Annotated in this window: 20 protein-coding genes; 1 reads left to right on the forward strand and 19 read right to left on the reverse strand. The window is 61.8% G+C overall.

The features are described 5' to 3' along the window. Positions 1 to 213: 213 nt before the first annotated feature. From accD to BLW71_RS28710, 19 genes are all read right to left on the reverse strand, one after another. A complete protein-coding gene (gene accD, locus BLW71_RS28620; protein WP_091804851.1) occupies positions 214 to 1,086 on the reverse strand; it encodes an acetyl-CoA carboxylase, carboxyltransferase subunit beta in 873 nt (290 codons plus the stop codon). A gap of 81 nt (positions 1,087 to 1,167) precedes the next feature. Continuing rightward, positions 1,168 to 1,980, reverse strand: a complete 813-nt coding sequence (trpA, locus tag BLW71_RS28625; RefSeq protein WP_091809007.1) for a tryptophan synthase subunit alpha — start codon at positions 1,978 to 1,980, stop codon at positions 1,168 to 1,170. A gap of 46 nt (positions 1,981 to 2,026) precedes the next feature. Next, entirely contained in the window at positions 2,027 to 2,932 is a 906-nt protein-coding gene (locus BLW71_RS28630) for a DNA-methyltransferase (RefSeq protein WP_091804853.1), read from the reverse strand. An 11-nt stretch (positions 2,933 to 2,943) separates the two neighbouring features. Next, positions 2,944 to 4,137: a tryptophan synthase subunit beta gene (gene trpB / locus BLW71_RS28635; RefSeq protein WP_091804856.1), complete on the reverse strand. Its 1,194-nt coding sequence runs from the start codon at positions 4,135 to 4,137 to the stop codon at positions 2,944 to 2,946. A gap of 60 nt (positions 4,138 to 4,197) precedes the next feature. Next, positions 4,198 to 4,911: a phosphoribosylanthranilate isomerase gene (locus tag BLW71_RS28640; protein WP_091804859.1), complete on the reverse strand. Its 714-nt coding sequence runs from the start codon at positions 4,909 to 4,911 to the stop codon at positions 4,198 to 4,200. Then, entirely contained in the window at positions 4,908 to 5,720 is an 813-nt protein-coding gene (truA, locus tag BLW71_RS28645) for a tRNA pseudouridine(38-40) synthase TruA (RefSeq protein WP_091804862.1), read from the reverse strand. Before truA ends, BLW71_RS28640 begins: the two co-directional genes overlap by 4 nt. Next, positions 5,717 to 8,317 (reverse strand): FimV/HubP family polar landmark protein, encoded by a 2,601-nt coding sequence (locus BLW71_RS28650; RefSeq protein ID WP_091804865.1) that lies wholly within the window; start codon positions 8,315 to 8,317, stop codon positions 5,717 to 5,719. Before BLW71_RS28650 ends, truA begins: the two co-directional genes overlap by 4 nt. Positions 8,318 to 8,456: 139 nt before the next feature. Further along, complete coding sequence (asd, locus tag BLW71_RS28655) at positions 8,457 to 9,578, reverse strand: aspartate-semialdehyde dehydrogenase (protein WP_091804869.1); 1,122 nt, start codon at positions 9,576 to 9,578, stop codon at positions 8,457 to 8,459. Positions 9,579 to 9,939: 361 nt separating this feature from the next. Further along, on the reverse strand, positions 9,940 to 11,007 hold the full coding sequence (gene leuB, locus BLW71_RS28660) for a 3-isopropylmalate dehydrogenase (RefSeq protein WP_091804872.1): 1,068 nt from the start codon (positions 11,005 to 11,007) through the stop codon (positions 9,940 to 9,942). A 71-nt stretch (positions 11,008 to 11,078) separates the two neighbouring features. Next, positions 11,079 to 11,732 carry a 3-isopropylmalate dehydratase small subunit gene (gene leuD, locus BLW71_RS28665; RefSeq protein ID WP_091804876.1) on the reverse strand — a complete coding sequence of 218 codons (654 nt, stop codon included), beginning with the start codon at positions 11,730 to 11,732 and terminating at the stop codon, positions 11,079 to 11,081. An 87-nt stretch (positions 11,733 to 11,819) separates the two neighbouring features. After that, positions 11,820 to 11,978, reverse strand: a complete 159-nt coding sequence (locus BLW71_RS28670) for an entericidin A/B family lipoprotein (protein ID WP_040124161.1) — start codon at positions 11,976 to 11,978, stop codon at positions 11,820 to 11,822. A 6-nt stretch (positions 11,979 to 11,984) separates the two neighbouring features. Further along, positions 11,985 to 13,394, reverse strand: a complete 1,410-nt coding sequence (gene leuC, locus BLW71_RS28675) for a 3-isopropylmalate dehydratase large subunit (RefSeq protein WP_091804879.1) — start codon at positions 13,392 to 13,394, stop codon at positions 11,985 to 11,987. A gap of 329 nt (positions 13,395 to 13,723) precedes the next feature. Continuing rightward, complete coding sequence (gene gltA / locus BLW71_RS28680; protein ID WP_011490488.1) at positions 13,724 to 15,025, reverse strand: citrate synthase; 1,302 nt, start codon at positions 15,023 to 15,025, stop codon at positions 13,724 to 13,726. Positions 15,026 to 15,106: 81 nt separating this feature from the next. Beyond that, positions 15,107 to 15,379: an FAD assembly factor SdhE gene (locus BLW71_RS28685; RefSeq protein ID WP_091804882.1), complete on the reverse strand. Its 273-nt coding sequence runs from the start codon at positions 15,377 to 15,379 to the stop codon at positions 15,107 to 15,109. Between the two features lies 1 nt (position 15,380). Beyond that, positions 15,381 to 16,085, reverse strand: a complete 705-nt coding sequence (locus BLW71_RS28690; protein ID WP_012428644.1) for a succinate dehydrogenase iron-sulfur subunit — start codon at positions 16,083 to 16,085, stop codon at positions 15,381 to 15,383. Between the two features lie 24 nt (positions 16,086 to 16,109). Continuing rightward, on the reverse strand, positions 16,110 to 17,885 hold the full coding sequence (gene sdhA, locus BLW71_RS28695) for a succinate dehydrogenase flavoprotein subunit (protein ID WP_091804886.1): 1,776 nt from the start codon (positions 17,883 to 17,885) through the stop codon (positions 16,110 to 16,112). A 4-nt stretch (positions 17,886 to 17,889) separates the two neighbouring features. Then, the gene (gene sdhD / locus BLW71_RS28700; RefSeq protein ID WP_091804890.1) at positions 17,890 to 18,258 is read right to left on the reverse strand and encodes a succinate dehydrogenase, hydrophobic membrane anchor protein; all 369 of its coding nucleotides are present in this window, start codon (positions 18,256 to 18,258) and stop codon (positions 17,890 to 17,892) included. A 3-nt stretch (positions 18,259 to 18,261) separates the two neighbouring features. After that, positions 18,262 to 18,678 carry a succinate dehydrogenase, cytochrome b556 subunit gene (gene sdhC / locus BLW71_RS28705; protein ID WP_091804894.1) on the reverse strand — a complete coding sequence of 139 codons (417 nt, stop codon included), beginning with the start codon at positions 18,676 to 18,678 and terminating at the stop codon, positions 18,262 to 18,264. A gap of 168 nt (positions 18,679 to 18,846) precedes the next feature. Continuing rightward, a complete protein-coding gene (locus BLW71_RS28710) occupies positions 18,847 to 19,647 on the reverse strand; it encodes a GntR family transcriptional regulator (protein WP_091804898.1) in 801 nt (266 codons plus the stop codon). A 494-nt stretch (positions 19,648 to 20,141) separates the two neighbouring features. Between BLW71_RS28710 and BLW71_RS28715 the strand changes: the two genes are divergently transcribed. Beyond that, on the forward strand, positions 20,142 to 21,125 hold the full coding sequence (locus BLW71_RS28715) for a malate dehydrogenase (protein ID WP_007178772.1): 984 nt from the start codon (positions 20,142 to 20,144) through the stop codon (positions 21,123 to 21,125). The last annotated feature ends 179 nt before the right edge of the window (positions 21,126 to 21,304 follow it).

Here is a 21,304-nt window from a genome sequence, read left to right on the forward strand (position 1 = left end):
GCTGCGGCCAGAGCCTAGTCTCTGGGGCGGTTTATGCGCGGAAACTCAGCGCCTGCGCCGGCCTTCGTCGGCAACCGGCGCTGCGTTGCGAGACCGTGATTATCCCGGAAATGACAGCGCGCCGCTTGATCCCTCACGCGGCGCGCTATTTTTACTGCTTTTTTTGACGGCGGGCGCGCTCGACAAAGCGTGACGCCCCACCGCGCAGCCCGCTTACGCCACCGCGTCAGCCGGCTGATGGCTCAGCAGCGCCATCAATTGAGCGATTTCTTCACGTAGCTTGCGGCGGTCGACGATCATGTCGATCGCACCCTTCGTGAGCAGGAACTCGGCGCGCTGGAAACCTTCCGGCAGCTTCTCGCGCACGGTTTGTTCAATCACGCGCGGGCCGGCAAAGCCGATCAGCGCCTTCGGCTCCGCGATCACCACGTCGCCGAGAAACGCGAAACTGGCCGACACGCCGCCCATGGTCGGATCGGTCAGCACGGAGATAAACGGCAGCTTGGCTTCGGCGAGCTTGGTCAGCATGGCCGTGGTCTTCGCCATTTGCATCAGCGACAACAGGCTTTCCTGCATCCGCGCGCCGCCCGATGCGGTAAAGCAGATGAACGGCACCTTCTGTTCGAGCGCGTTCTGCGCGCCGCGCGCGAAGCGCTCGCCGACCACCGAGCCCATCGAGCCGCCCATGAACGAGAACTCGAAGCAGGCCACCACCACCGGCAGCGTATGAATCGCACCGCCCATGACGACCATTGCGTCGGTTTCGTCGGTGTCGTCCATGGCTTCTTTCAGACGATCCGGATACTTGCGGCTGTCTTTGAACTTGAGCGCGTCGACCGGGACGATTTCCTGGCCGATTTCGTAGCGACCTTCCGGATCGAGCAGGCCGTCGAGCCGCTCACGCGCGCCGATGCGCATGTGATGATCGCACTTCGGGCAAACGTGCAGATTGGCCTCGACGTCGTTGCGGTACAGCACCGCTTCGCACGACGGGCACTTGATCCACAGGCCTTCCGGAATCCCCTTGCGGTTCTTCGGGTCGGTTTGCTTGATTTTCGGCGGCAGCAGTTTATCGAGCCAGCTCATATTGAATCCTTCTGGGGTCTACGATCGCGCAAACGGCGGGACAAGCCCGCCGCTCACACTACAGAAGACAAAAATTAACTGTTATCGGGCAGTCGCGATGCTATCCAGCGCCTCGCGCACCTCGGCGACGAAGCGCGTGAGCGTCTCGGCGGCGGTGTCGGGCGCCGCTTGTTCCAGCAATTGCACGATACGGCTGCCGATCACGACGGCATCGGAGACTTCGGCCACCGAACGCGCGGTTTGCGCGTCGCGAATGCCGAAACCGACGCCCACCGGCAAGGGGACGCGCGACTTGATGGCCGGGATTTTACTCGCGATGCTGGAAACGTCCAGATTCGCCGCTCCGGTCACCCCTTTCAACGACACATAGTAGACGTAGCCGCTGGCAATTTTGCCGACTTCCGCGATACGCTCGTCGGTGGACGTGGGCGCAAGGAGGAAAATCGGGTCGATGCCGGCAGATCGCATCTGTTCGGCGAAGTTAGCGCACTCTTCGGGCGGGTAGTCGACAACCAGAACGCCGTCCACGCCAGCTTCCTTGGCGGCCTTTGCGAAAGCCTCGGCGCCCATGCGCTCGATCGGATTCGCGTAGCCCATCAGCACGACGGGCGTCGTGTCATTGGTTTCGCGGAAGCGTTTGACGTCGGCGAGCACGCGGCGCAGCGTCACACCGTGCGCCAATGCGCGCTCCGACGACTGCTGGATCACCGGGCCATCGGCCATCGGGTCGGAAAACGGCACGCCGAGTTCGATCACATCCGCGCCGCCGGCGGCGAGCGCATGCATGAATTCGACCGTACGGGCAGGATCCGGGTCGCCGGCCGTCATAAACGGAATCAGGCCTTTCTTGCCTTGGGCGGACAGCGCAGCAAACGTGTTCTTGATACGGGACATGGAATATTCTCGAATTGAGTTACCGCGCAGCGTGCTCATTGCACGCTCATTGCACTTCGGTCTGCCGTTGAGTTTTGGCTTTGACCCGGCGCGCCACCGGCGGAGCGGCAGCAGCGCTGACCCGCTCACGCGCGATCGCGCAGTAACTTTCATTGATCTCATAGCCGACGAATTCGCGCTGCTGACGGGCGCAAGCGACTGCGGTGGTGCCGCTGCCCATGAAAGGGTCGAGCACGCGGCCGCCCTTCGGACAACTTGCCAGCACCATCCGCTCGACAATTTCCAGAGGCTTCTGGGTGGGATGCGCGACGCGCTCGGCATGTTGCCGATGCAGACGCGAAACCGACCAGACATCCTTTGGATTATAGCCAACCTCGAGCCACTTACTGCCTTCGAACAATTTACGCGAACGCGCCTTCTTCGTGGCGGCATCGTACGGGATGCGGACGGGATCGAGATCGAAGAAGTAATCCTTCGATACCGCGAAAAAGCCGATGTTGTCGTGCACCGAGGTAAAACGGCGCACCGTTCCGCCCATGCTCGGCACACGCCGGTCCCAGATGATTTCATTGATCATCGTGAGTTTTGTCTTCAGGAAGCTGAAGATTTCCGGCGCGTACTGCCATGTGCAGAAAATGTAGAGCGAACCCGACGGCTTGAGCTTCGGAATAGCCAGCTCGAGCCAGCCACGCGTCCAGGCGAGAAAGTCTTCGCCCGTACGCATGTCGGAGTCGTTGCCGTAATCCTTGCCGAGCCCATAAGGCGGATCGCACAGGATCAGGTCGATCGACCCGTCGGGAATGTTCGCCACATCGGACAGAAAATCGCGGTTCAACAGCTGAATGCCGGCGGGTACCTGCGGCAACAGCAGTGCAGGCGCCTCGGCCGCCGGTACATCGGCGGCCGGCGTGGTTTCAATTGCCGGCTGCGGCTCGTCGAACTCGTCACGCATCGTCGCGGCGCTCAGAACTGAATGCCCGATCGCTCGGCGACCGTATGCATGTCCTTGTCGCCGCGGCCCGACAGATTGACCAGAAGGTATTTATCCTTCGGCAACGTCGGCGCGAGTTTTGCGGCATAGGCCAGCGCATGACTGGATTCCAGCGCCGGAATAATGCCCTCGATGCGGCAGCAGTCGTGAAACGCTTTGAGCGCTTCTTCGTCGGTGATGCCGACATATTCCGCGCGCTTGCTCTCTTTTAACCACGCGTGCTCAGGACCGACGCCCGGATAATCGAGGCCCGCCGACACCGAATGCGTCTCGATGATCTGCCCATCTTCATCCTGAAGCAGGTAGGTGCGGTTGCCGTGCAGGACGCCGGGACTTCCGCCAATCAGCGAAGCAGCGTGGCGGCCGGTTTCGATGCCGTCGCCGGCCGCTTCCACGCCGATCAATTTCACCGATGTGTCGTCAATATACGGGTAAAAGATACCCATAGCGTTCGAACCGCCGCCAACACACGCGATCACGGCGTCCGGTTGACGGCCAACCAATGCAGGCATTTGAACCTTGCATTCGTCGCCGATCACGCGCTGGAAGTCGCGTACCATCATCGGATACGGGTGCGGACCTGCCACCGTGCCGATAATGTAGAACGTGTCTTCGACGTTCGTCACCCAGTCGCGCATGGCTTCGTTCAACGCGTCTTTCAGCGTGCGCGAGCCGGATTCGACTGGCACGACGGTCGCGCCGAGCAGTTTCATACGGTAGACGTTGGCGGCCTGGCGGCGCACGTCTTCGACACCCATGTAGACCACGCATTCCATGCCGAAACGCGCGGCGATGGTGGCCGTGGCTACGCCGTGCTGGCCGGCGCCGGTTTCCGCGATCACGCGCGGTTTGCCCATGCGCTTGGCGAGCAGCGCCTGGCCGATCACGTTGTTGATCTTGTGCGCGCCGGTGTGATTCAGATCCTCACGCTTGAAGAATATTTGCGCGCCGCCGAGCATCTCGCTCCAGCGCTGTGCGTGGTAAATCGGCGACGGACGGCCAACAAAATACTTCAGTTCGCGCTCGTATTCGGCGACGAAGTCGGGGTCTTTCTGGTATTTCTCGTAGGCTTCGCGCAATTCGTCGAGCGCGTGAACCAGCGTTTCAGCGACGAACGAGCCGCCAAATTGGCCGAAATGGCCTCTTTCGTCAGGCAAGTTATACATGGTGATCACTCTTCTCAGTGTGGCGCGCGGCTCTCGTGCGAGAGCATCGCGGCGCCGGAATCATTCAGCGTCCGCTGCGCGCACTGCGCGTACGAACGCCGCCATCCGGGCGTGATCTTTCACGCCCTTGGCGCCCGGCGTTTCGATGCCGCTCGAGACATCGACCGCGTACGGGCGCACGCGATGGATCGCATCACTGACGTTTTGCGCGCTCAACCCACCACTCAAAACGGCCCGACGCGCGAGCCCTGCTGGAATAAGTGACCAATCGAAGACCTTCCCGCCGCCGCCGTATCCTTCGACATGGGTGTCGAACAGAAGGCCGCTGGCTGCTGAATAGCTAAGAGCCGATTTTACCAAATCGGCCGGCTGAGTATCCGCCGCAACGCGTAACGCACGCAACCAAGGCAAACCCGCAACGCCGGCAAGCGATTCGCACTGCTCCGCGGTCTCGTCTCCGTGAAACTGCAGGAGCGTGAGCCCGACGTTGCTCACCACCTCGCGAATCCAGTCCGGCGTAGCGTTGACGAAAAGGCCGACCACCGAGACGAACGGCGGCACGTCGTGCACCAGCTCGACGGCCTGCGCGATGCTGACCGAACGCGGGCTCGGCGGGTAAAACACGAGGCCGATCGCATCGGCGCCGAGGTTGATCGCGTGGGCCACGTCTTCCGGCTTCGAAAGGCCGCACAGCTTGATGCGCGTGCGATGCGGCATGGCCTGCTGGTCCACACCGGTATTGGATTCGTTCGCGAAGTTTTCAGTTGATTTCATGTTTGCGCCTGCTCGGTCCATACGGTACTCCACGGCACGCTGCCCGTCTGCGGCGCGGGCACGGCGAATTGCTCAGGATAGCCCACCTGCGCCAGATACAAGCCGTCGGGCATGAAGGTCGGTGCGGCGACCTCGCGATCGCGGCTCGCCAATACCTCGGCCATCCATTCAACCGGGCGACGGCCACGGCCAATGTAGACGAGACAGCCCATCAGGTTGCGCACCATATGGTGCAGGAACGCGTTCGCCCGAAAACGGAAATGGACGAAGTCGCCCTGCTGCTGCACGTCGATCTGATACAGATGCTTGACCGGCGTTTTCGACTGGCATTGCGACGAGCGGAACGCCGAAAAGTCGTGCTCGCCGATCAGATGAGCGGCGGCGGCCCGCATCGCGTCGACGTCGAGCGCCGCATGCAGCCAGCCGGCGCGCGTCGCCAGCATCGGCGAGCGCACCGGATGGACGTAAAGCACGTAGTAATAGGTCCGCTCGAATGCCGAGAAACGTGCGTGGAACTCGTCGGGCATCGGCTTGGCCCACTGCACCGAGATCGTCTTCGGCAGAAACGAGTTGGTGCCGCGAACCCAGGAAACGTCCGCACGGTCGAGTTCGGTATCGAAATGCACGACCTGGCCGAGGCCATGCACTCCCGTATCGGTGCGGCCCGCAACCACGGTGGGCACCGGCGTTTGCGCGAACTCGCGCAGCGCCCGTTCGAGCTCGTCCTGGACGGTGTTGCCATGCGGTTGCGACTGCCAACCGCAGAATGCCGAACCGTCGTACTGGACGCCTAGAGCGATACGCTTCACGACAACGGGGCGAGCGTCGAGAGCAACGCGCGGGCCTCGGTGCGCGTTCCCGGATCGTTCGTCTCGATCACTTCGTTGATGAGCGCGCGCGCGCCGGACAGATCGCCAAGTTCGATGTACTCGGCAGCCAGATCGAGCTTGTTGCGAGCGATGCGGGTGAGATCGGCCGGCGTAAATGCCGGCAACGGCTCGGCCGGGCTGGGCGGCAACTCGAGGTCGAAATCGAGCTTCAGCGCGCCGAAGCCGGACGCACCGAAGCCGGCGCCGAAACCGGCGCCCAAGCCGGCGACGGACGCGTGACCTGCGGTACCGGCTGCGATCTCATCGGCGACGTGCGGTGTGTCGTTCGGATAGTGCTCGGCGGCGGACTGTTTCGCCGTGGCTTCCGGCGATGCCACCGGTTGCGTCGACAGCGAAGCGGGTGCATGCACGCGGTCAGCGGGCGACTCGACGCGCGGTGGCAACGGCATGTCGAGGCTGCCGAAGGCATCGACGGCGTCGCGCGGAAACTCGGTCGGCACCGACGGCGCGTGCTCAGTCTGCGCCGATTGATGCAGTTCGACCGACGGTCCCTGCGGTTCGGCGGGCACATCGTCCCATTGCAAACGATGGACGGGTTCCTCGTGCGGGAAGGCTTCGTCGAGGGGCTCGGGCGGCGCCAGCGGCAGAGCCTCGGCGCCGAGTTCCGCGGCGGCGGCAAGGCTCGCGGCCATGGTCGCGTCATCGAAGTGATCGAGCGGGGGCGCAGGAAGGGGTTCGGGCGCGAAATCGCTTTGAGCGGACGGCGCGTTGTTCGGCTCGACGTGCGCGGATTCGGCGGATGCGGATGTTGTGTCGTGTTCGTGCCCGACGTGCTGGGGTGCGGCAGGGTCTTGTGCGGGTGCCGCTGCGTGGCTGGTGGATGCGTGGCTCGATGCGGATTGTTCAGTTGCTGCGCGGTCTGCCGCTGCGTGTTCCGCTGCTGCGTGTTCCGCTGCTGCATGTTCGGCTGCCGCTTGTTCGGCTGCCACTTGTTCCGCCGCCGGTTCTGCGGCTGCATGCTCTGCGGCTACACGTTCTGCCGCGGCCTGTTCTGCGGCTGCGGGCTGCGCTGCGGCCTGCTCTGCGGTCGCACGTTCCGCCGCGGCCTGTTCTGCGGCCACACGCTCTGCCGCGCCCTTTTCTGCGGCTGCGCGTTCCGCCGCCGCCGTTTCTGCAGCCGCACGTTCCGCCGCAGCCTGTTCTGCGGCTGCGCGCGCCAACGCCTGCTCCTCGGCCTCCCGCGCCGCCGCCCGGCGAATTTCCGCGTCGCGTTCTGCTGCTACTCGCTCCGCCATCTCACGCGCCGCCGCGTCACCTTCCGCGGCCTCACGTTCAGTCGCCGCCAGCGCCGCCGCATTTCGGGCCGCCACCTCGTCGTTCGCGTCCGGCGTTTCGTGTACCGACGGAGTCTGCGCGCGCGTCTCAACAACCTCCTGCGGGCCCACTGACCGCCCGGACGCCGCCAAATCGCTCCCCTCCGGCGCAGTTTCAGCCGCCGCGGCGCGCTCGCGCTTCCGGCGCCCCATACGCAACGCCGCGAGCAGCGCAACCAGCGCCGCACCAACCGCAGCCGCCACGCTCAGTTCCGTCTGCGACATGCCGACATCTTTCGACGTCGAAGCTGCCGGCGTAACGGCGTGACCGGGCGCAGCCGCCACCGAGGACGCGCCGGGCGCCGACGGCGCGACGCTGTTCGACGCGCCGCCCTTAACGGCCGGCGTACCGCCAATGCCATGCTTCTGCAATTCCATCAGCACGCGGTTTTTCAATGCGAGCAATTGCTGCAAACTCGAGACTTGCACACGCGGCTGCGAAGCCGGTTGTGCGGCGCTCGCCGCGCCAATTGTTCCGGCACCGGCCGCCGAGGCGCCTTCAACAGGCTCGCTAGCTGAGGGCTGAATCGAGCCGGTCCATTCATGAGCGGTGCTGGCCGGCAATACTGCTGCCTGCGATCCGGCGATCGGCGCAGAGGAAGCCGTACCGCCCGCCGTCGCAGAGCTTGCCTCGGCAACTGCACTGGCCGGCGCCGACACGGCAGGAGTGGCTGTCGTCGCAGACACGGCAGGGACGGCTGGCGTCGCCGCGCTTGACGGCGCTGCATTGACCTGCGCGACGCCGCTCGCCGTAGCTGTGCTCGGTGCCGAAGCAGGCGCAGCTGCTGCAGAACCAGCAGACGCAACACCCGCCGACGACGCAGCCAGCGCCCCCGAGGCGTCCAGCGCCGGCACCGTCAACACCGCACCCACGCGCATCCGGCTCGGATCATGGCTCATGAAGGCGTTAGGATTCGCCTCGAACAACGCGCGCGAGGCGCGTGCGAGGGTCGCCCGGTCGTGCGACTGCGTGACGGCAATCGCCACGTCGTTCAGCGACTGCCCTGGACGAACCGTGAATTGACCACCGTTCGCGTAGGAAACGGAGGCCGCGTCCGGCGCGCTCGCGGCGTCGCCCGGCGCAGCGAGCGCGCTGCCCACGGCGGCGGGACCCAGCGCGAGCGCCAAAGCGGCGGCGGCCGTCAGTCGGCGCGCACCTTGATGAACGAACATAGCCCGAAGGGATGAGAGTCGAAGGTTCATCGGGACTCCTGGCGCGTCAGCGCGCAGCCCTTTTTTGCGGTTGGAGAGAGACAAGATAATCGGAGCACACAATGAAAAAAGCGCCGCGCAAGCGCGACGCTTCTTGAGTTTTCTACGCGTCGTGAGCGCGTAGTTTACTTTACTTGTCGAGCACAATGCGAAGCATGCGACGCAGCGGTTCCGCAGCACCCCACAGCAGCTGATCCCCGACCGTGAAAGCCGACAGATATTCGCCGCCCATCGCCAGTTTGCGCACGCGGCCGACCGGCACCGTCAGCGTGCCCGTCACGACCGCCGGGGACAGATCGCGCATGGACGCTTCACGCTCGTTCGGCACCACCTTGACCCAGTCGTTGCCCGACGCCAGGATGCTGTTCACCTCGTCTAGCGGCACGTCCTTGTTCAGCTTGATGGTCAGCGCCTGCGAGTGGCAACGCATTGCGCCGATCCGCACGCACAGGCCGTCGACCGGAATCGAACCCGGCGTGCCCATGGCCGGCTTGCCGAGAATCTTGTTGGTTTCAGCGCCGCCCTTCCACTCTTCTTTCGACATGCCGTTGCCGAGATCCTTGTCGATCCACGGAATCAGCGAGCCGGCGAGCGGCACGCCGAAGTTGTCGGTCGGCATGCGGTCGCTGTTCATCGCGGCGAGCACGCGGCGATCGATGTCGAGAATCGCCGACGACGGATCAGCCAGATCTTCCTTGGCCGCACCGTACAGCGTGCCCATTTGCTGCAGCAGCTCGCGCATGTTTTGCGCGCCCGCGCCCGAAGCGGCCTGATACGTCATGGCCGTCATCCAGTCGACGAGGTTTTCGCGGAACAGGCCGCCGAGCGCCATTAGCATCAGGCTGACCGTGCAATTGCCGCCGATAAAATTCTTCTGGCCCTTGACCAGCGCGTTCTTGATCACGTCGAGGTTGACCGGATCGAGAATGATGACCGCGTCGTCCTTCATGCGCAGCGACGAAGCCGCGTCGATCCAGTAACCGTTCCAGCCCGCCGCGCGCAGCTTCGGGAACACTTCGTTCGTGTAATCGCCGCCCTGGCAGGAGATGATCGCTTCGCACTTCTTCAGGTCTTCGATGCTTGTCGCATCTTTGAGCTTGGTCTCGTTTTTGGCGAACGACGGCGCGTTGCCGCCCGCGTTGCTGGTGCTGAAAAACACCGGTTCGATAAGATCGAAATCGCCTTCCTGCTGCATACGTTGCATCAGGACGCTGCCGACCATGCCGCGCCAACCTACGAGACCTACGTTCATGACTTCATACCCTTCGAATGGAAACTTCCCCGCATCTTTGCCCGCAGTGACCGCGCGGGGAAGATGAGCGGGCACGACGGACGATCAGCGCTTCGTGATCGTTTTCGGGGTAATCGTTTTAATGGAAGCTTTGGCGGTAATGGCGAGCTCAACCACACGGGCCGTTTTGCCGTGCAGTGTCGAAATCGAGGAGATTTGAGCTGTGTGCGCCATCGCTACAATATACACGAAAACCGGAATCTGGCGACGTCAATGTCCGCCGCTGTCGCCCGTATTACGCGCGAATCGGCCTCATTCGAGGCCAATTCGCGTTTTAAAGGCCGTTTGACGACCTGACTTCTTCTTGCTTCGCGCGCTTTTTTTACAGTGCTGCGACGACCGCGTCGCCCATGGCAACCGTGCCGACCTGCTTGCAACCCGGCGTGAGAATGTCGCCGGTGCGGAAACCTTGTTCGAGCACCTTTTTCACGGCGTTTTCGATGCGATCGGCTTGCTCGGCCTTGTTCAACGAATAGCGCAGCATCATGGCAGCCGACAGAATGGTGGCCAGCGGATTCGCGACACCCTTGCCGGCGATGTCCGGTGCCGAACCATGCGACGGCTCGTACAAGCCCTTGTTGTTCTTGTCGAGCGAGGCCGACGGCAGCATGCCGATCGAGCCCGTGAGCATGGCCGCTTCGTCGGAGAGAATGTCGCCGAACATGTTGCCGGTGACAACCACGTCGAACGCCTTCGGCGCCTTGACCAACTGCATGGCCGCGTTGTCCACGTACATGTGCGACAGTTCGACGTCCGCGTATTCCTTCGAAACGTCGATCATCACATCACGCCAGAACTGCGAGGTCTCAAGCACGTTCGCCTTGTCCACGCTCGTCAGCTTCTTCTGACGCTTTTGCGCTGCCTGAAACGCAACGTGCGCAATGCGGCGCACCTCGGGTTCCGAATAACGCATCGTGTCGAAACCTTCCTTGGCGCCTTCAAACAGGCCGTCGGGCGCCGAACGCACGCCGCGCGGCGCGCCGAAATAGATGTCGCCGTTCAGCTCGCGCACGATCAGGATGTCGAGGCCCGAGACGATCTCTTCCTTCAGCGACGATGCGCCGGTGAGCTGCGGATAGCAGATTGCCGGGCGGAAGTTCGCGAACAGTTGCAGGTGTTTGCGCAGACCGAGAATGGCCTGCTCCGGGCGCAGCGCGCGTTCGAGCGAGTCGTACTTCCAGTCGCCAACGGCGCCGAACAGGATCGCGTCGGCTTCTTTTGCCAGCGCCAGCGTCGAATCAGGCAGCGGATGGCCCTTCGCTTCGTAGCCCGCGCCGCCAACCGGCGCTTCTTCGAGTTCGAATTTCTCGCCGAGTACATTCAGGACCTTGACGGCTTCCTTGACGATTTCGGGACCAATGCCGTCGCCCGGCAACACTGCGATCTTCATGCGAATTCCTTGAGATTTTCTTCGAGACTTTTGAGCTTGAATCCGTAAGCGCGCGCTACGCCCTTACGCCTTCAACCGACGATGCGGTGCGCGAGCCACGGCTGCTTCGCGATCCGCTCTGCTTCGAACTGGCGAATCTTGTCCGCGTGGCGCAGCGTGAGGCCGATGTCGTCGAAGCCGTTCAGCAGGCAGTACTTGCGGAACGCCGCGACTTCGAACGGATACTCCGTGCCGCCGTCCGACGTGCGCACGACTTGCGCTTCGAGATCGACCGTCAGCTTGAAGCCGTTGAACGCATACGTTTCGTTGAACAGGTGATCGACTTGCTGTTCGGTCAGCACGATCGGCAACACGCCGTTCTTGAAGCAGTTGTTATAGAAAATGTCGGCGAAGCTCGGCGCGATCAGCGCGCGAAAACCGTATTGCTCCAATGCCCACGGCGCGTGCTCGCGCGAGCTGCCGCAGCCGAAGTTCTTACGCGCCAGCAGCACCGAAGCGCCTTGATAACGCGGCTGGTTCAGCACGAAATCCGGGTTCAGCGGACGCTTCGAATTGTCCTGACCCGGCTCGCCGTGGTCGAGGTAGCGCCATTCGTCGAATGCGTTCGGGCCGAAACCCGTGCGCTTGATCGACTTCAGGAATTGCTTCGGAATGATCGCGTCCGTGTCGACGTTCTCGCGATCGAGCGGCGCCACGACGCCGGTGTGTACGATGAATTTATCCATGACGCTTGGCACCTGTTTCAAGACCGGGCGATGCGCGCGGCGGCCGCAAAGCCGCTCGGCGCATGGCCGGCAAAAATCAAAAACCGCTTATTTATCAGCGTGATTGCTGATCGAATTGCCGAGGTGCGACATGTCCTCGCCGAATCCGTGCACCGTGTTGCAACCGGCTAGACCGAGCAATAGCCCAGCCAGGGAACCGAGCGCGAAGCGACGCAATAGAGTGGTGCGATTCATGTTCTTCATCATGCGTGTTTATCCAAGCTTGCGAATATCGACGAAATGCCCTTCGATGGCGGCGGCCGCAGCCATCGCGGGGCTCACGAGGTGGGTACGCCCACCGGCGCCCTGACGACCTTCGAAATTACGATTCGACGTGGACGCACAACGCTCGCCCGGTTCCAACCGGTCGGCGTTCATGGCGAGACACATCGAGCAACCTGGTTCACGCCATTCGAACCCGGCGTCGGTAAAGACCTTGTCGAGGCCTTCACGTTCCGCCTGTGCCTTCACGAGACCCGAACCCGGCACGACCATGGCCAGACGGATGTTCGGCGCCACGCGGCGGCCCAGTTTCTTCACGACGTAAGCCGCGGCGCGAATGTCTTCAATACGCGCGTTGGTGCACGACCCGATGAAGATTTTATCCGGCTTGATCGATTCGATCGGCGCATTCGGTTCGAGCGCCATGTATTTCAGCGCGCGCTCCATGGCGTCGCGCTTGACCGGATCTTTTTCACGGTCCGGATCCGGCACGCGGCCGTCTACGGCCGTGACCATTTCCGGCGACGTGCCCCACGTGACTTGCGGCACGATATCCGCGGCGTTCAGTTCGACCACGCGGTCGAAGTGCGCGCCTTCGTCCGTCTTGAACTGCTTCCAATACTCGACCGCGTGATCCCACTCCACGCCTTCCGGCGAGAACGGGCGGCCTTTCAGATACTCGATGGTGGTGTCGTCGACCGCGACCATGCCGGCGCGCGCGCCTGCCTCGATCGCCATGTTGCAGACCGTCATGCGGCCTTCCATGGAAAGCGCGCGGATGGTCGAGCCGCCGAATTCGATCGCGTAGCCGGTGCCGCCTGCCGTGCCGATCTTGCCGATGATGGCGAGCACGATGTCTTTCGCGGTACAGCCGCGCGGCAGCGCGCCTTCTACCTTCACCAACATGTTCTTGCTCTTTTTCTGCAAGAGCGTTTGCGTGGCCAGCACGTGCTCGACTTCCGACGTGCCGATGCCGTGCGCGAGCGCACCGAACGCGCCGTGCGTGGACGTGTGCGAATCGCCGCAGACGATCGTCATGCCCGGCAGCGTGGCGCCCTGCTCCGGCCCGATGATGTGCACGATGCCCTGGCGCAGATCGTTCATCTTGAACTGCGTGATGCCGTAGGCGTCGCAGTTCGAATCGAGCGTGTCGACTTGCAGCTTGGAAACCGGATCGGCAATGCCGTGGCTGCGGTCTGTGGTCGGCACGTTGTGGTCCGATACCGCCAGGTTCGCGCTAATGCGCCACACCGGACGCTCAGCCAGCTTCAGGCCTTCGAACGCCTGAGGGCTGGTGACTTCGTGCAGCAGGTGACGGTCGATATAGAGAATCGTCGTACCGTCTTCTTCCGAGTGGACCACGTGTGTGTTCCACAATTTGTCGTAGAGAGTCTGTGCCATGGTATGCGGGGTAGTAATGACTGCGGGCTGACCGTGTCGGTCGATTATGCCACGCAGAATCCCGCTTTGGGCCGCTCAATCAGGAAGAAAACCGATAAAAAACAGGGAGTTGGGTGGTAGTGCCGATACCTGTATCGACGTTACCCGGCACGCCTGCGCGCGCTTGCAGCTTGCTGCACCGCCGCGTGATCTCATGCTCGAACGCGCGAGATCGAATCCGAAAACAAAATGCCCCGGCGGGAGAACCCGTCGGGGCATTTCTTATCAACCACATTCCGCGTCAGCTCGCAGCAGAACCGACTACTGCGAACGATGCGGACTTAACCCAATCAACGTTGCGCGATCGGCTTGGCTTCACGTTGCGTGTCGCCGATGAACAGCTGACGCGGACGGCCAATCTTCTGTTCAGGATCAGCGATCATTTCGTTCCACTGTGCAATCCAGCCGACCGTACGTGCCATCGCGAAGATACACGTGAACATCGAGGTCGGGATGCCCAGCGCGCGCTGCACGATGCCCGAGTAGAAGTCGACGTTCGGGTACAGCTTGCGCGACACGAAGTATTCGTCTTCCAGTGCGATCTTTTCCAGTGCCATGGCCAGCTTGAACAGCGGGTCGTCGTGCAGGCCCAGTTCTTCCAGCACTTCGTGGCAGGTTTCGCGCATCAGCTTCGCACGCGGATCGTAGTTCTTGTAGACGCGGTGACCGAAGCCCATCAGCTTCACGCCCGAGTTCTTGTCCTTCACCTGCTTGATGAACTCAGGAATGTTGTCGACCGAGCCGATTTCTTCCAGCATGTTCAGCGCGGCTTCGTTTGCACCACCGTGCGCCGGGCCCCACAGACACGCGATACCGGCGGCGATACACGCGAACGGATTCGCACCCGACGAACCGGCCAGACGCACGGTCGAGGTCGATGCATTCTGCTCGTGGTCCGCGTGCAGGATCAGGATACGGTCCAGTGCGCGCACCAGTACGTCGTTGACCTTGTACTCTTCGCACGGGTTCGAGAACATCATGTGCATGAAGTTCGCGCTGTACGACAAGTCATTCTTCGGGTACGCAAACGGCTGGCCGATGCTGTACTTGTACGCCATGGCGACGAGCGTAGGCAGCTTCGCGATCATGCGAATGGCCGACACTTCACGGTGACGCGGATTGTTGATGTCGAGCGAGTCGTGATAGAAGGCCGACAATGCGCCGACTGCAGCGACCAGAATCGCCATCGGGTGTGCGTCGCGACGGAAACCACGGAAGAAGAAGTGCATTTGCTCATGCACCATCGTGTGGTTCGTGACCGTCTTCACAAACTCGGCGTTCTGCTGCGCGTTCGGCAGTTCGCCCTTCAGCAGCAGATAGCAGGTTTCGAGGAAGTCCGCGTTTTCCGCGAGGTTGTCGATCGGGTAGCCGCGGTACAGCAGCTCGCCCTTATCGCCGTCGATGTAGGTGATCGCGGAATTGCACGCCGCCGTCGACATGAAGCCCGGGTCGTACGTGAACTTGCCGGTCTGGCCGTACAGTTTGCGGATGTCGATCACGTCCGGGCCGAGAGTGCCCTTGTAGATCGGCATTTCAACGCTCGGCGAATTGTCGCTGAACGATAGCGTGGCTTTAACATCTGACGGGGTCATAGCAGATCCTCAATCGAAGTATGGAAACAGGTTTTCGATAATTGCACGCCTGGAACAACGGACAAGCGGCACACGGGCCGCTCAGGCATTCCGCAGCAACTCCAGCACCCGGATCACATCCGGGTCGGCAAGGTCGCCCTCCGGTTCCTTGCGCGCGAGCAGCAAGTCCATCAGGTCGTTATCGCTCAGCTCGAGCAGGCGCGTGAGAGCGCCCACGTCGGCATCGCTGAGGTCATGCTCATATCGGCCGAAAAAACGTTCAAAGATCAGATCGTTTTCCAGCAGGCCCCGCCGCGCGCGCCAGCGAAGGCGCGCGCGGCGGAGAGGGTCGGACTGATGCGATGTGTCGTCCATCTCAAACAGCGCGGCGAACCATCAATTCCTTGATCTTGCCAATCGCCTTGGTCGGGTTCAGGCCCTTCGGGCAAACGTCGACGCAATTCATGATCGTATGGCAACGGAACAGACGGTACGGATCTTCCAGGTTGTCGAGGCGTTCGCCGGTCGCTTCGTCGCGGCTGTCCGCGATGAAACGGTAGGCTTGCAACAGGCCGGCCGGGCCAACGAACTTGTCCGGATTCCACCAGAAGCTCGGGCACGAAGTCGAGCAGCTCGCGCACAGAATACATTCGTACAGGCCGTCGAGCTCGTCGCGTTCTTCCGGCGACTGCAGACGTTCCTTTTCCGGCGGCGGCGTATCGTTGATCAGGTACGGCTTGATCGAGTGATACTGGTTGAAGAACTGCGTCATATCGACGATCAGGTCGCGAATGACCGGCAATCCCGGCAGCGGACGCAGCACGATCTTTTGCGGCAGATCGTTCATGTTCTGCAGGCAGGCCAGACCGTTCTTGCCATTGATGTTCATGGCGTCCGAACCGCACACGCCTTCGCGGCACGAGCGGCGGAACGACAGCGTTTCGTCAACTGCCTTCAACTTCAGCAGCGCGTCGAGCAGCATGCGTTCGTGCGAGTCGATTTCGATCTCGTACGTTTGCATGCGCGGCGCTGCGTCCTTGTCCGGGTCGTAGCGATAAATTTCAAATGTACGCTTTGCCATTTCTGAATTCCTTTGACTTGTGCCTTAGAAGGTCCGCGCTTTCGGCGGAACCGATTCGACCGTCAGCGGTTGCATGTGAACCGGCTTGTAGTCGAGGCGATCGCCTTCGCTGAACCACAGCGTATGGCGCAGCCAGTTTTCGTCGTCGCGATGTTCGAAGTCGTTCTGCGCGTGCGCGCCACGGCTTTCCTTACGCGCTTCGGCCGAAACCATCGTGGCGCGTGCCACTTCGATCAGGTTCGCCACTTCCAGCGCTTCGACACGTGCCGTGTTGAACACCTTCGACTTGTCCTTCAGATGGATGCTGTCGACGCGGTCAGCCACTTCGCGAATGCGCTCGACGCCTTCCGACAGCAACGCCGAGGTACGGAACACGCCGGCGTGTTTCTGCATCGTGCCGCGGATGTCGTTTGCGACCGATTGCGCGTACTCGCCCGAGGACGAGCTTTCCAGCTTCGCCAGACGCGACAGCGCGAAATCAGCGGCGTCGGCCGGCAGCGGCTTGTGCTCCTTGATTTCCTTCACGTGCTTGACGATGTGATTGCCGGCGGCGCGGCCGAACACCACCAGGTCGAGCAGCGAGTTCGTGCCGAGACGGTTCGCACCGTGCACCGACACGCACGAGCATTCGCCCACTGCGTAAAAACCGTTGACCGGCTCTTCGTGACCCTTCGACGTACCCACGACCTGGCCGTGAATGTTCGTCGGAATGCCGCCCATCTGATAGTGGATGGTCGGCACGACCGGGATCGGCTCCTTGATACAGTCGACGTTCGCGAACTTCAGCGCGATTTCGCGGATCGACGGCAGACGCTTCATGATCGTCTCGGCGCCGATGTGCGACAGGTCGAGCAGCACGTGATCCTTGTTCGGACCCACGCCGCGGCCTTCCTTGATTTCCTGGTCCATCGAACGCGAAACGAAGTCGCGCGGCGCCAGATCCTTCAGGGTAGGCGCGTAGCGTTCCATGAAACGCTCGCCGTTCGAGTTACGCAGAATGCCGCCTTCGCCGCGCACGCCTTCGGTAATCAGCACGCCCGCGCCGGCCACGCCGGTCGGGTGGAATTGCCAGAATTCCATGTCTTGCAGTGCGATGCCCGAGCGCGCCGCCATACCCAGGCCGTCACCGGTGTTGATGAACGCATTGGTGGACGCCGCGAAGATACGGCCCGCGCCGCCCGTGGCGAACAGCGTGGTCTTGCCTTCGAGAATGTAGACGTCGCCGGTTTCCATTTCCAGCGCGGTCACGCCGAGCACGTCGCCTTCGGCGTCGCGGATCAGATCCAGCGCCATCCATTCGACGAAGAACTGGGTCTTGGCCTCGACGTTCTGCTGATACAGCGTGTGCAGCAGCGCGTGACCGGTACGGTCAGCCGCCGCGCAAGCGCGTTGCACCGGCTTTTCGCCGTAGTTGGCGGTGTGGCCGCCGAACGGGCGCTGGTAAATCGTGCCGTCGGCATTACGGTCGAACGGCATGCCGAAGTGTTCGAGTTCGTAGACTGCGTTCGGTGCTTCGCGGCACATGAACTCGATCGCGTCCTGGTCGCCGAGCCAGTCGGAGCCCTTGATCGTGTCGTAGAAGTGATAGTGCCAGTTGTCTTCGCTCATGTTGCCGAGCGAAGCGCCGATGCCGCCTTGGGCAGCGACCGTGTGCGAACGCGTCGGGAACACCTTGGACAGCACGCAAACCGACAGACCAGCGCGCGCGAGTTGCAGCGAAGCGCGCATCCCCGAGCCGCCTGCGCCGACGATAACCACGTCAAACTTGCGACGCGGCAGAGAATTCTTGATTGCAGCCATTCTTTTACACTCTCCAGAGAATCTGCGCAGCGTAGCCCGCACATGCGAGCAGCCAGACGATCGTCAGCGCCTGAAGGAACAGGCGCGTGCCAACGGGCTTCACATAGTCCATCCAGATGTCGCGGATACCAACCCAGGCGTGATAGAACAGCGAGAGCAGCGTGACGAACGTGGCGAGCTTCATCCATTGCGTCGCGAAGATCGACGCCCAGCCTTCATACGAAAAATCGCGCGCGCCGAAGAACCAGACGAGCAGGATCACCGTGTAGATCGCCATGATCGTGGCGGTAATGCGCTGGGCGAGCCAGTCGCGCAGACCGTAATGCGCGCCGACGACAAGACGCTTCGAACCGATTCGGTTATTAGCTGACATTTTTTAGAATGCTCCGAACAGTTTTGCCGCGAATGCAATGGTGAGCAGCGACGACACGACGAGAACCACGATAGAGGTCGACTTGCCTTTTTCCTTCGTGACCGCATTGTGGTTCGTGTCCATCAACAGGTGACGGACGCCGGCGCAGAAGTGGAACAGGAAGGCCCACGCGAGAACGAGCGTGATGAGCTTGACGACGATGTTGGAGAGGAAGCCTTTGAAGACTTCGAAGCTGAGTTCAGAAGTCAGACTCTGATCGAAGAGGTACAGCAGGAACGGAAGAAAAACAAAAAGCAGACCACCGCTTACGCGGTGCAAGATCGATACTCGCCCCGCTAGCGGGAGACGGTACGCCGTCAATATCTGCCCGATACCGATGTTCCGGAATTCCGGCCTCGGTTTTTTTACGGCTTCAGCCATGCTAGACCCCTACTATGTAGTCACACTAATCCGCAATTTTAGCGCCTTTTTATATCGCGCTGCAGCGAAAACCACGAGTAGTCCGTTGCAGCCTGCGCGATAAAGGCGCCTTCAAACAGGCACGCGCGTGGGACGCGGCACCCTCATTCAAACCGTTTCAAACCCGTTTCAACTTAGATCGTTCTGATAGTAGTACCCGGTTGTGACATACCAACCACGGCGCACTTCGACCGGCCGGTCTCCGTATGTATAGGACACGCGCTCGACCGATAGCAGCGGAAAACCCGCGGGCACGTGCAGCAGGTCGGCCACGGCGGGCTCGGCCGCCACCGCGCGGATCTTCTCCGTCGCGCGGATCATGCGCGTGCCGAATTCCGTCTCGAACATCGCGTAGAGTGGACCTTTATACTCCGACAACCGCTCGAGCGTGAGGCCGCGAAACACGGCGCCGGGCAGCCAGATTTCGTCGAGCACGGTGACTTCGCCGTCGAACTGCAGCAATCGCTTGATCAATACAACCGGATCGGCGGGTTTCAGATCAAGTTGCCGTGCGATGTCCGCCGAAGCGCGCAAACGCCGGCACTCGAGCAGGCGGCTCACGTGCGGGTGTTCCGCTCCGTCATCGGCCAGCAATCTGAGGAAGCGAAACTGGGCGCGGTCTTCGTTGTGCGTTGCAACAAAAGTGCCCTTGCCCTGGCGGCGCACCAGCAGGTTGTCGGCAGCAAGTTCGTCGATCGCTTTGCGCACCGTTCCCTGGCTGACCTTGTATCTGGCCGCCAATTCGACTTCACTAGGAATGATCTCGCCGGGCTTCCACTCGCCGCTTTCAAGGCTCTGCGTGATCAGCCCCTTGATCTGCTGATACAAAGGGCTGAAAGTGGGCGACGTGGCCGGGGCGGCAGCGGGTACACCCTCGCCTGCGGCGCCTTGGCCGTTCGGATTCGTGGTGTTCGCCGGGTTCGAATTCATCCGCGCATTTCATCATAAAGGGCTGGGCCGCGTCTAGGGTTTTCCCCTCAATAGATATGTCTTATATAAGACATAAGATAATGTTGACTTTGTGTCTAGCGACTCCTACACTCCTTGTCGAACAAGGGTTTGCGGGTTTTCGGAGGCTGTTTCGCGCAGCGCCGCGACGCCCCGGCAGCCACCCTGCACCATGCTGTTCCCACGCAGTTCAGGTTTCGATTTCGCCGCCATTCGTTGGCCAGACGCTTGCCGAAACGCGCTGTTTGCAGGAGCCCGCACCGTGCAACGGCTACCCGGCGCTTCGTATTCCCGCTCCCATGCAGTTGTACAGGTTTCCGGCACGGCGGTCTCGCCGCAACGCGCCGCTCGCCCTCGGCAGATTACGAGGCAGTCCGCGAACAGTGAATTCCGCCGTGTTTCATAACGCTTCGCTGAACGCGCATATAGAATGGCGTTTTCCCTAGCGTCTAACGCATCGTCCTGGAGATTTCTCAATGGCTAAGCCCGCAAAGCGCGTTGCCGTCACCGGCGCCGCAGGTCAAATTGCTTACTCCCTGCTGTTCCGCATCGCCAATGGCGACCTGCTCGGCAAGGATCAGCCGGTTATCCTGCAACTGCTCGACCTGCCGCAAGCACAAGGCGCCGTCAAAGGCGTCGTGATGGAACTGGATGATTGCGCATTCCCGCTGCTGTCGGGCGTCGTGATCACCGACGATCCCAAGGTCGCATTCAAGGATGCAGACGTGGCCCTGCTGGTCGGCGCCCGTCCGCGTTCGAAAGGCATGGAACGTAAGGACCTGCTGTCGGCGAACGCCGAAATCTTCACGGTTCAGGGCAAGGCGCTGAACGAAGTCGCCAGCCGCGACGTGAAGGTTCTGGTGGTCGGCAACCCGGCCAACACGAACGCTTACATCGCCATGAAGTCGGCGCCGGATCTGCCGAAGAAGAACTTCACCGCCATGCTGCGTCTGGACCACAACCGCGCGCTGTCGCAACTGGCGGCCAAGTCGGGCAAGCCGGTCGCTTCGATCGAAAAGCTGGCCGTGTGGGGCAACCACTCGCCGACCATGTACCCGGACTTCCGCGTTGCAACGGCAGAAGGTCAGGACCTGACCAAGCTGATCAACGACGAAGAATGGAACCGCAACACGTTCATCCCGACCGTCGGCAAGCGCGGCGCGGCGATCATCGAAGCACGCGGCCTGTCGTCGGCAGCGTCGGCGGCTAATGCGGCAATCGACCACGTGCGTGACTGGGTGCTTGGCACGAACGGCAAGTGGGTCACCATGGGCATTCCGTCGGACGGTTCGTACGGCATCCCGGAAGACATCATCTACGGTGTGCCGGTTACGTGCGAAAACGGCGAGTACAAGCGCGTCGAAGGTCTGGAAATCGACGCATTCTCGCGCGAGAAGATGGACGGCACGCTGCAGGAACTGCTGGAAGAGCGCGACGGCGTTCAACATCTGCTCGGCTAAGCGGCTGATGCAGACAAACCGGAACTCCTGAGAAAACGCCGGGCCGCCCCAAGCTTGTTATCCCGCTTGGGGGCTTGGCGCAAAGCGAAAGGTCTGGGTGCTCCCAGACATCAACGTGGCGGGTTCCGGTTTTTTTTGTGCGAACGCAGTTATTCGCATCTGATTCGAGCGCGTTTTGC

It is taken from the genome of Burkholderia sp. WP9 (assembly GCF_900104795.1).
Taxonomy (GTDB): domain Bacteria; phylum Pseudomonadota; class Gammaproteobacteria; order Burkholderiales; family Burkholderiaceae; genus Paraburkholderia.

Bases quoted from the DNA above. Each gene is read 5' to 3' on its own strand.
- accD (WP_091804851.1), bottom strand. From the start codon at position 1,086: ATGAGCTGGCTCGATAAACTGCTGCCGCCGAAAATCAAGCAAACCGAC.
- trpA (WP_091809007.1), bottom strand. From the start codon at position 1,980: ATGTCCCGTATCAAGAACACGTTTGCTGCGCTGTCCGCCCAAGGCAAG.
- BLW71_RS28630 (WP_091804853.1), bottom strand. From the start codon at position 2,932: ATGCGTGACGAGTTCGACGAGCCGCAGCCGGCAATTGAAACCACGCCG.
- trpB (WP_091804856.1), bottom strand. From the start codon at position 4,137: ATGTATAACTTGCCTGACGAAAGAGGCCATTTCGGCCAATTTGGCGGC.
- BLW71_RS28640 (WP_091804859.1), bottom strand. From the start codon at position 4,911: ATGAAATCAACTGAAAACTTCGCGAACGAATCCAATACCGGTGTGGAC.
- BLW71_RS28650 (WP_091804865.1), bottom strand. From the start codon at position 8,317: ATGAACCTTCGACTCTCATCCCTTCGGGCTATGTTCGTTCATCAAGGT.
- asd (WP_091804869.1), bottom strand. From the start codon at position 9,578: ATGAACGTAGGTCTCGTAGGTTGGCGCGGCATGGTCGGCAGCGTCCTG.
- leuB (WP_091804872.1), bottom strand. From the start codon at position 11,007: ATGAAGATCGCAGTGTTGCCGGGCGACGGCATTGGTCCCGAAATCGTC.
- leuD (WP_091804876.1), bottom strand. From the start codon at position 11,732: ATGGATAAATTCATCGTACACACCGGCGTCGTGGCGCCGCTCGATCGC.
- BLW71_RS28670 (WP_040124161.1), bottom strand. From the start codon at position 11,978: ATGATGAAGAACATGAATCGCACCACTCTATTGCGTCGCTTCGCGCTC.
- leuC (WP_091804879.1), bottom strand. From the start codon at position 13,394: ATGGCACAGACTCTCTACGACAAATTGTGGAACACACACGTGGTCCAC.
- gltA (WP_011490488.1), bottom strand. From the start codon at position 15,025: ATGACCCCGTCAGATGTTAAAGCCACGCTATCGTTCAGCGACAATTCG.
- BLW71_RS28685 (WP_091804882.1), bottom strand. From the start codon at position 15,379: ATGGACGACACATCGCATCAGTCCGACCCTCTCCGCCGCGCGCGCCTT.
- BLW71_RS28690 (WP_012428644.1), bottom strand. From the start codon at position 16,085: ATGGCAAAGCGTACATTTGAAATTTATCGCTACGACCCGGACAAGGAC.
- sdhA (WP_091804886.1), bottom strand. From the start codon at position 17,885: ATGGCTGCAATCAAGAATTCTCTGCCGCGTCGCAAGTTTGACGTGGTT.
- sdhD (WP_091804890.1), bottom strand. From the start codon at position 18,258: ATGTCAGCTAATAACCGAATCGGTTCGAAGCGTCTTGTCGTCGGCGCG.
- sdhC (WP_091804894.1), bottom strand. From the start codon at position 18,678: ATGGCTGAAGCCGTAAAAAAACCGAGGCCGGAATTCCGGAACATCGGT.
- BLW71_RS28710 (WP_091804898.1), bottom strand. From the start codon at position 19,647: ATGAATTCGAACCCGGCGAACACCACGAATCCGAACGGCCAAGGCGCC.
- BLW71_RS28715 (WP_007178772.1), top strand. From the start codon at position 20,142: ATGGCTAAGCCCGCAAAGCGCGTTGCCGTCACCGGCGCCGCAGGTCAA.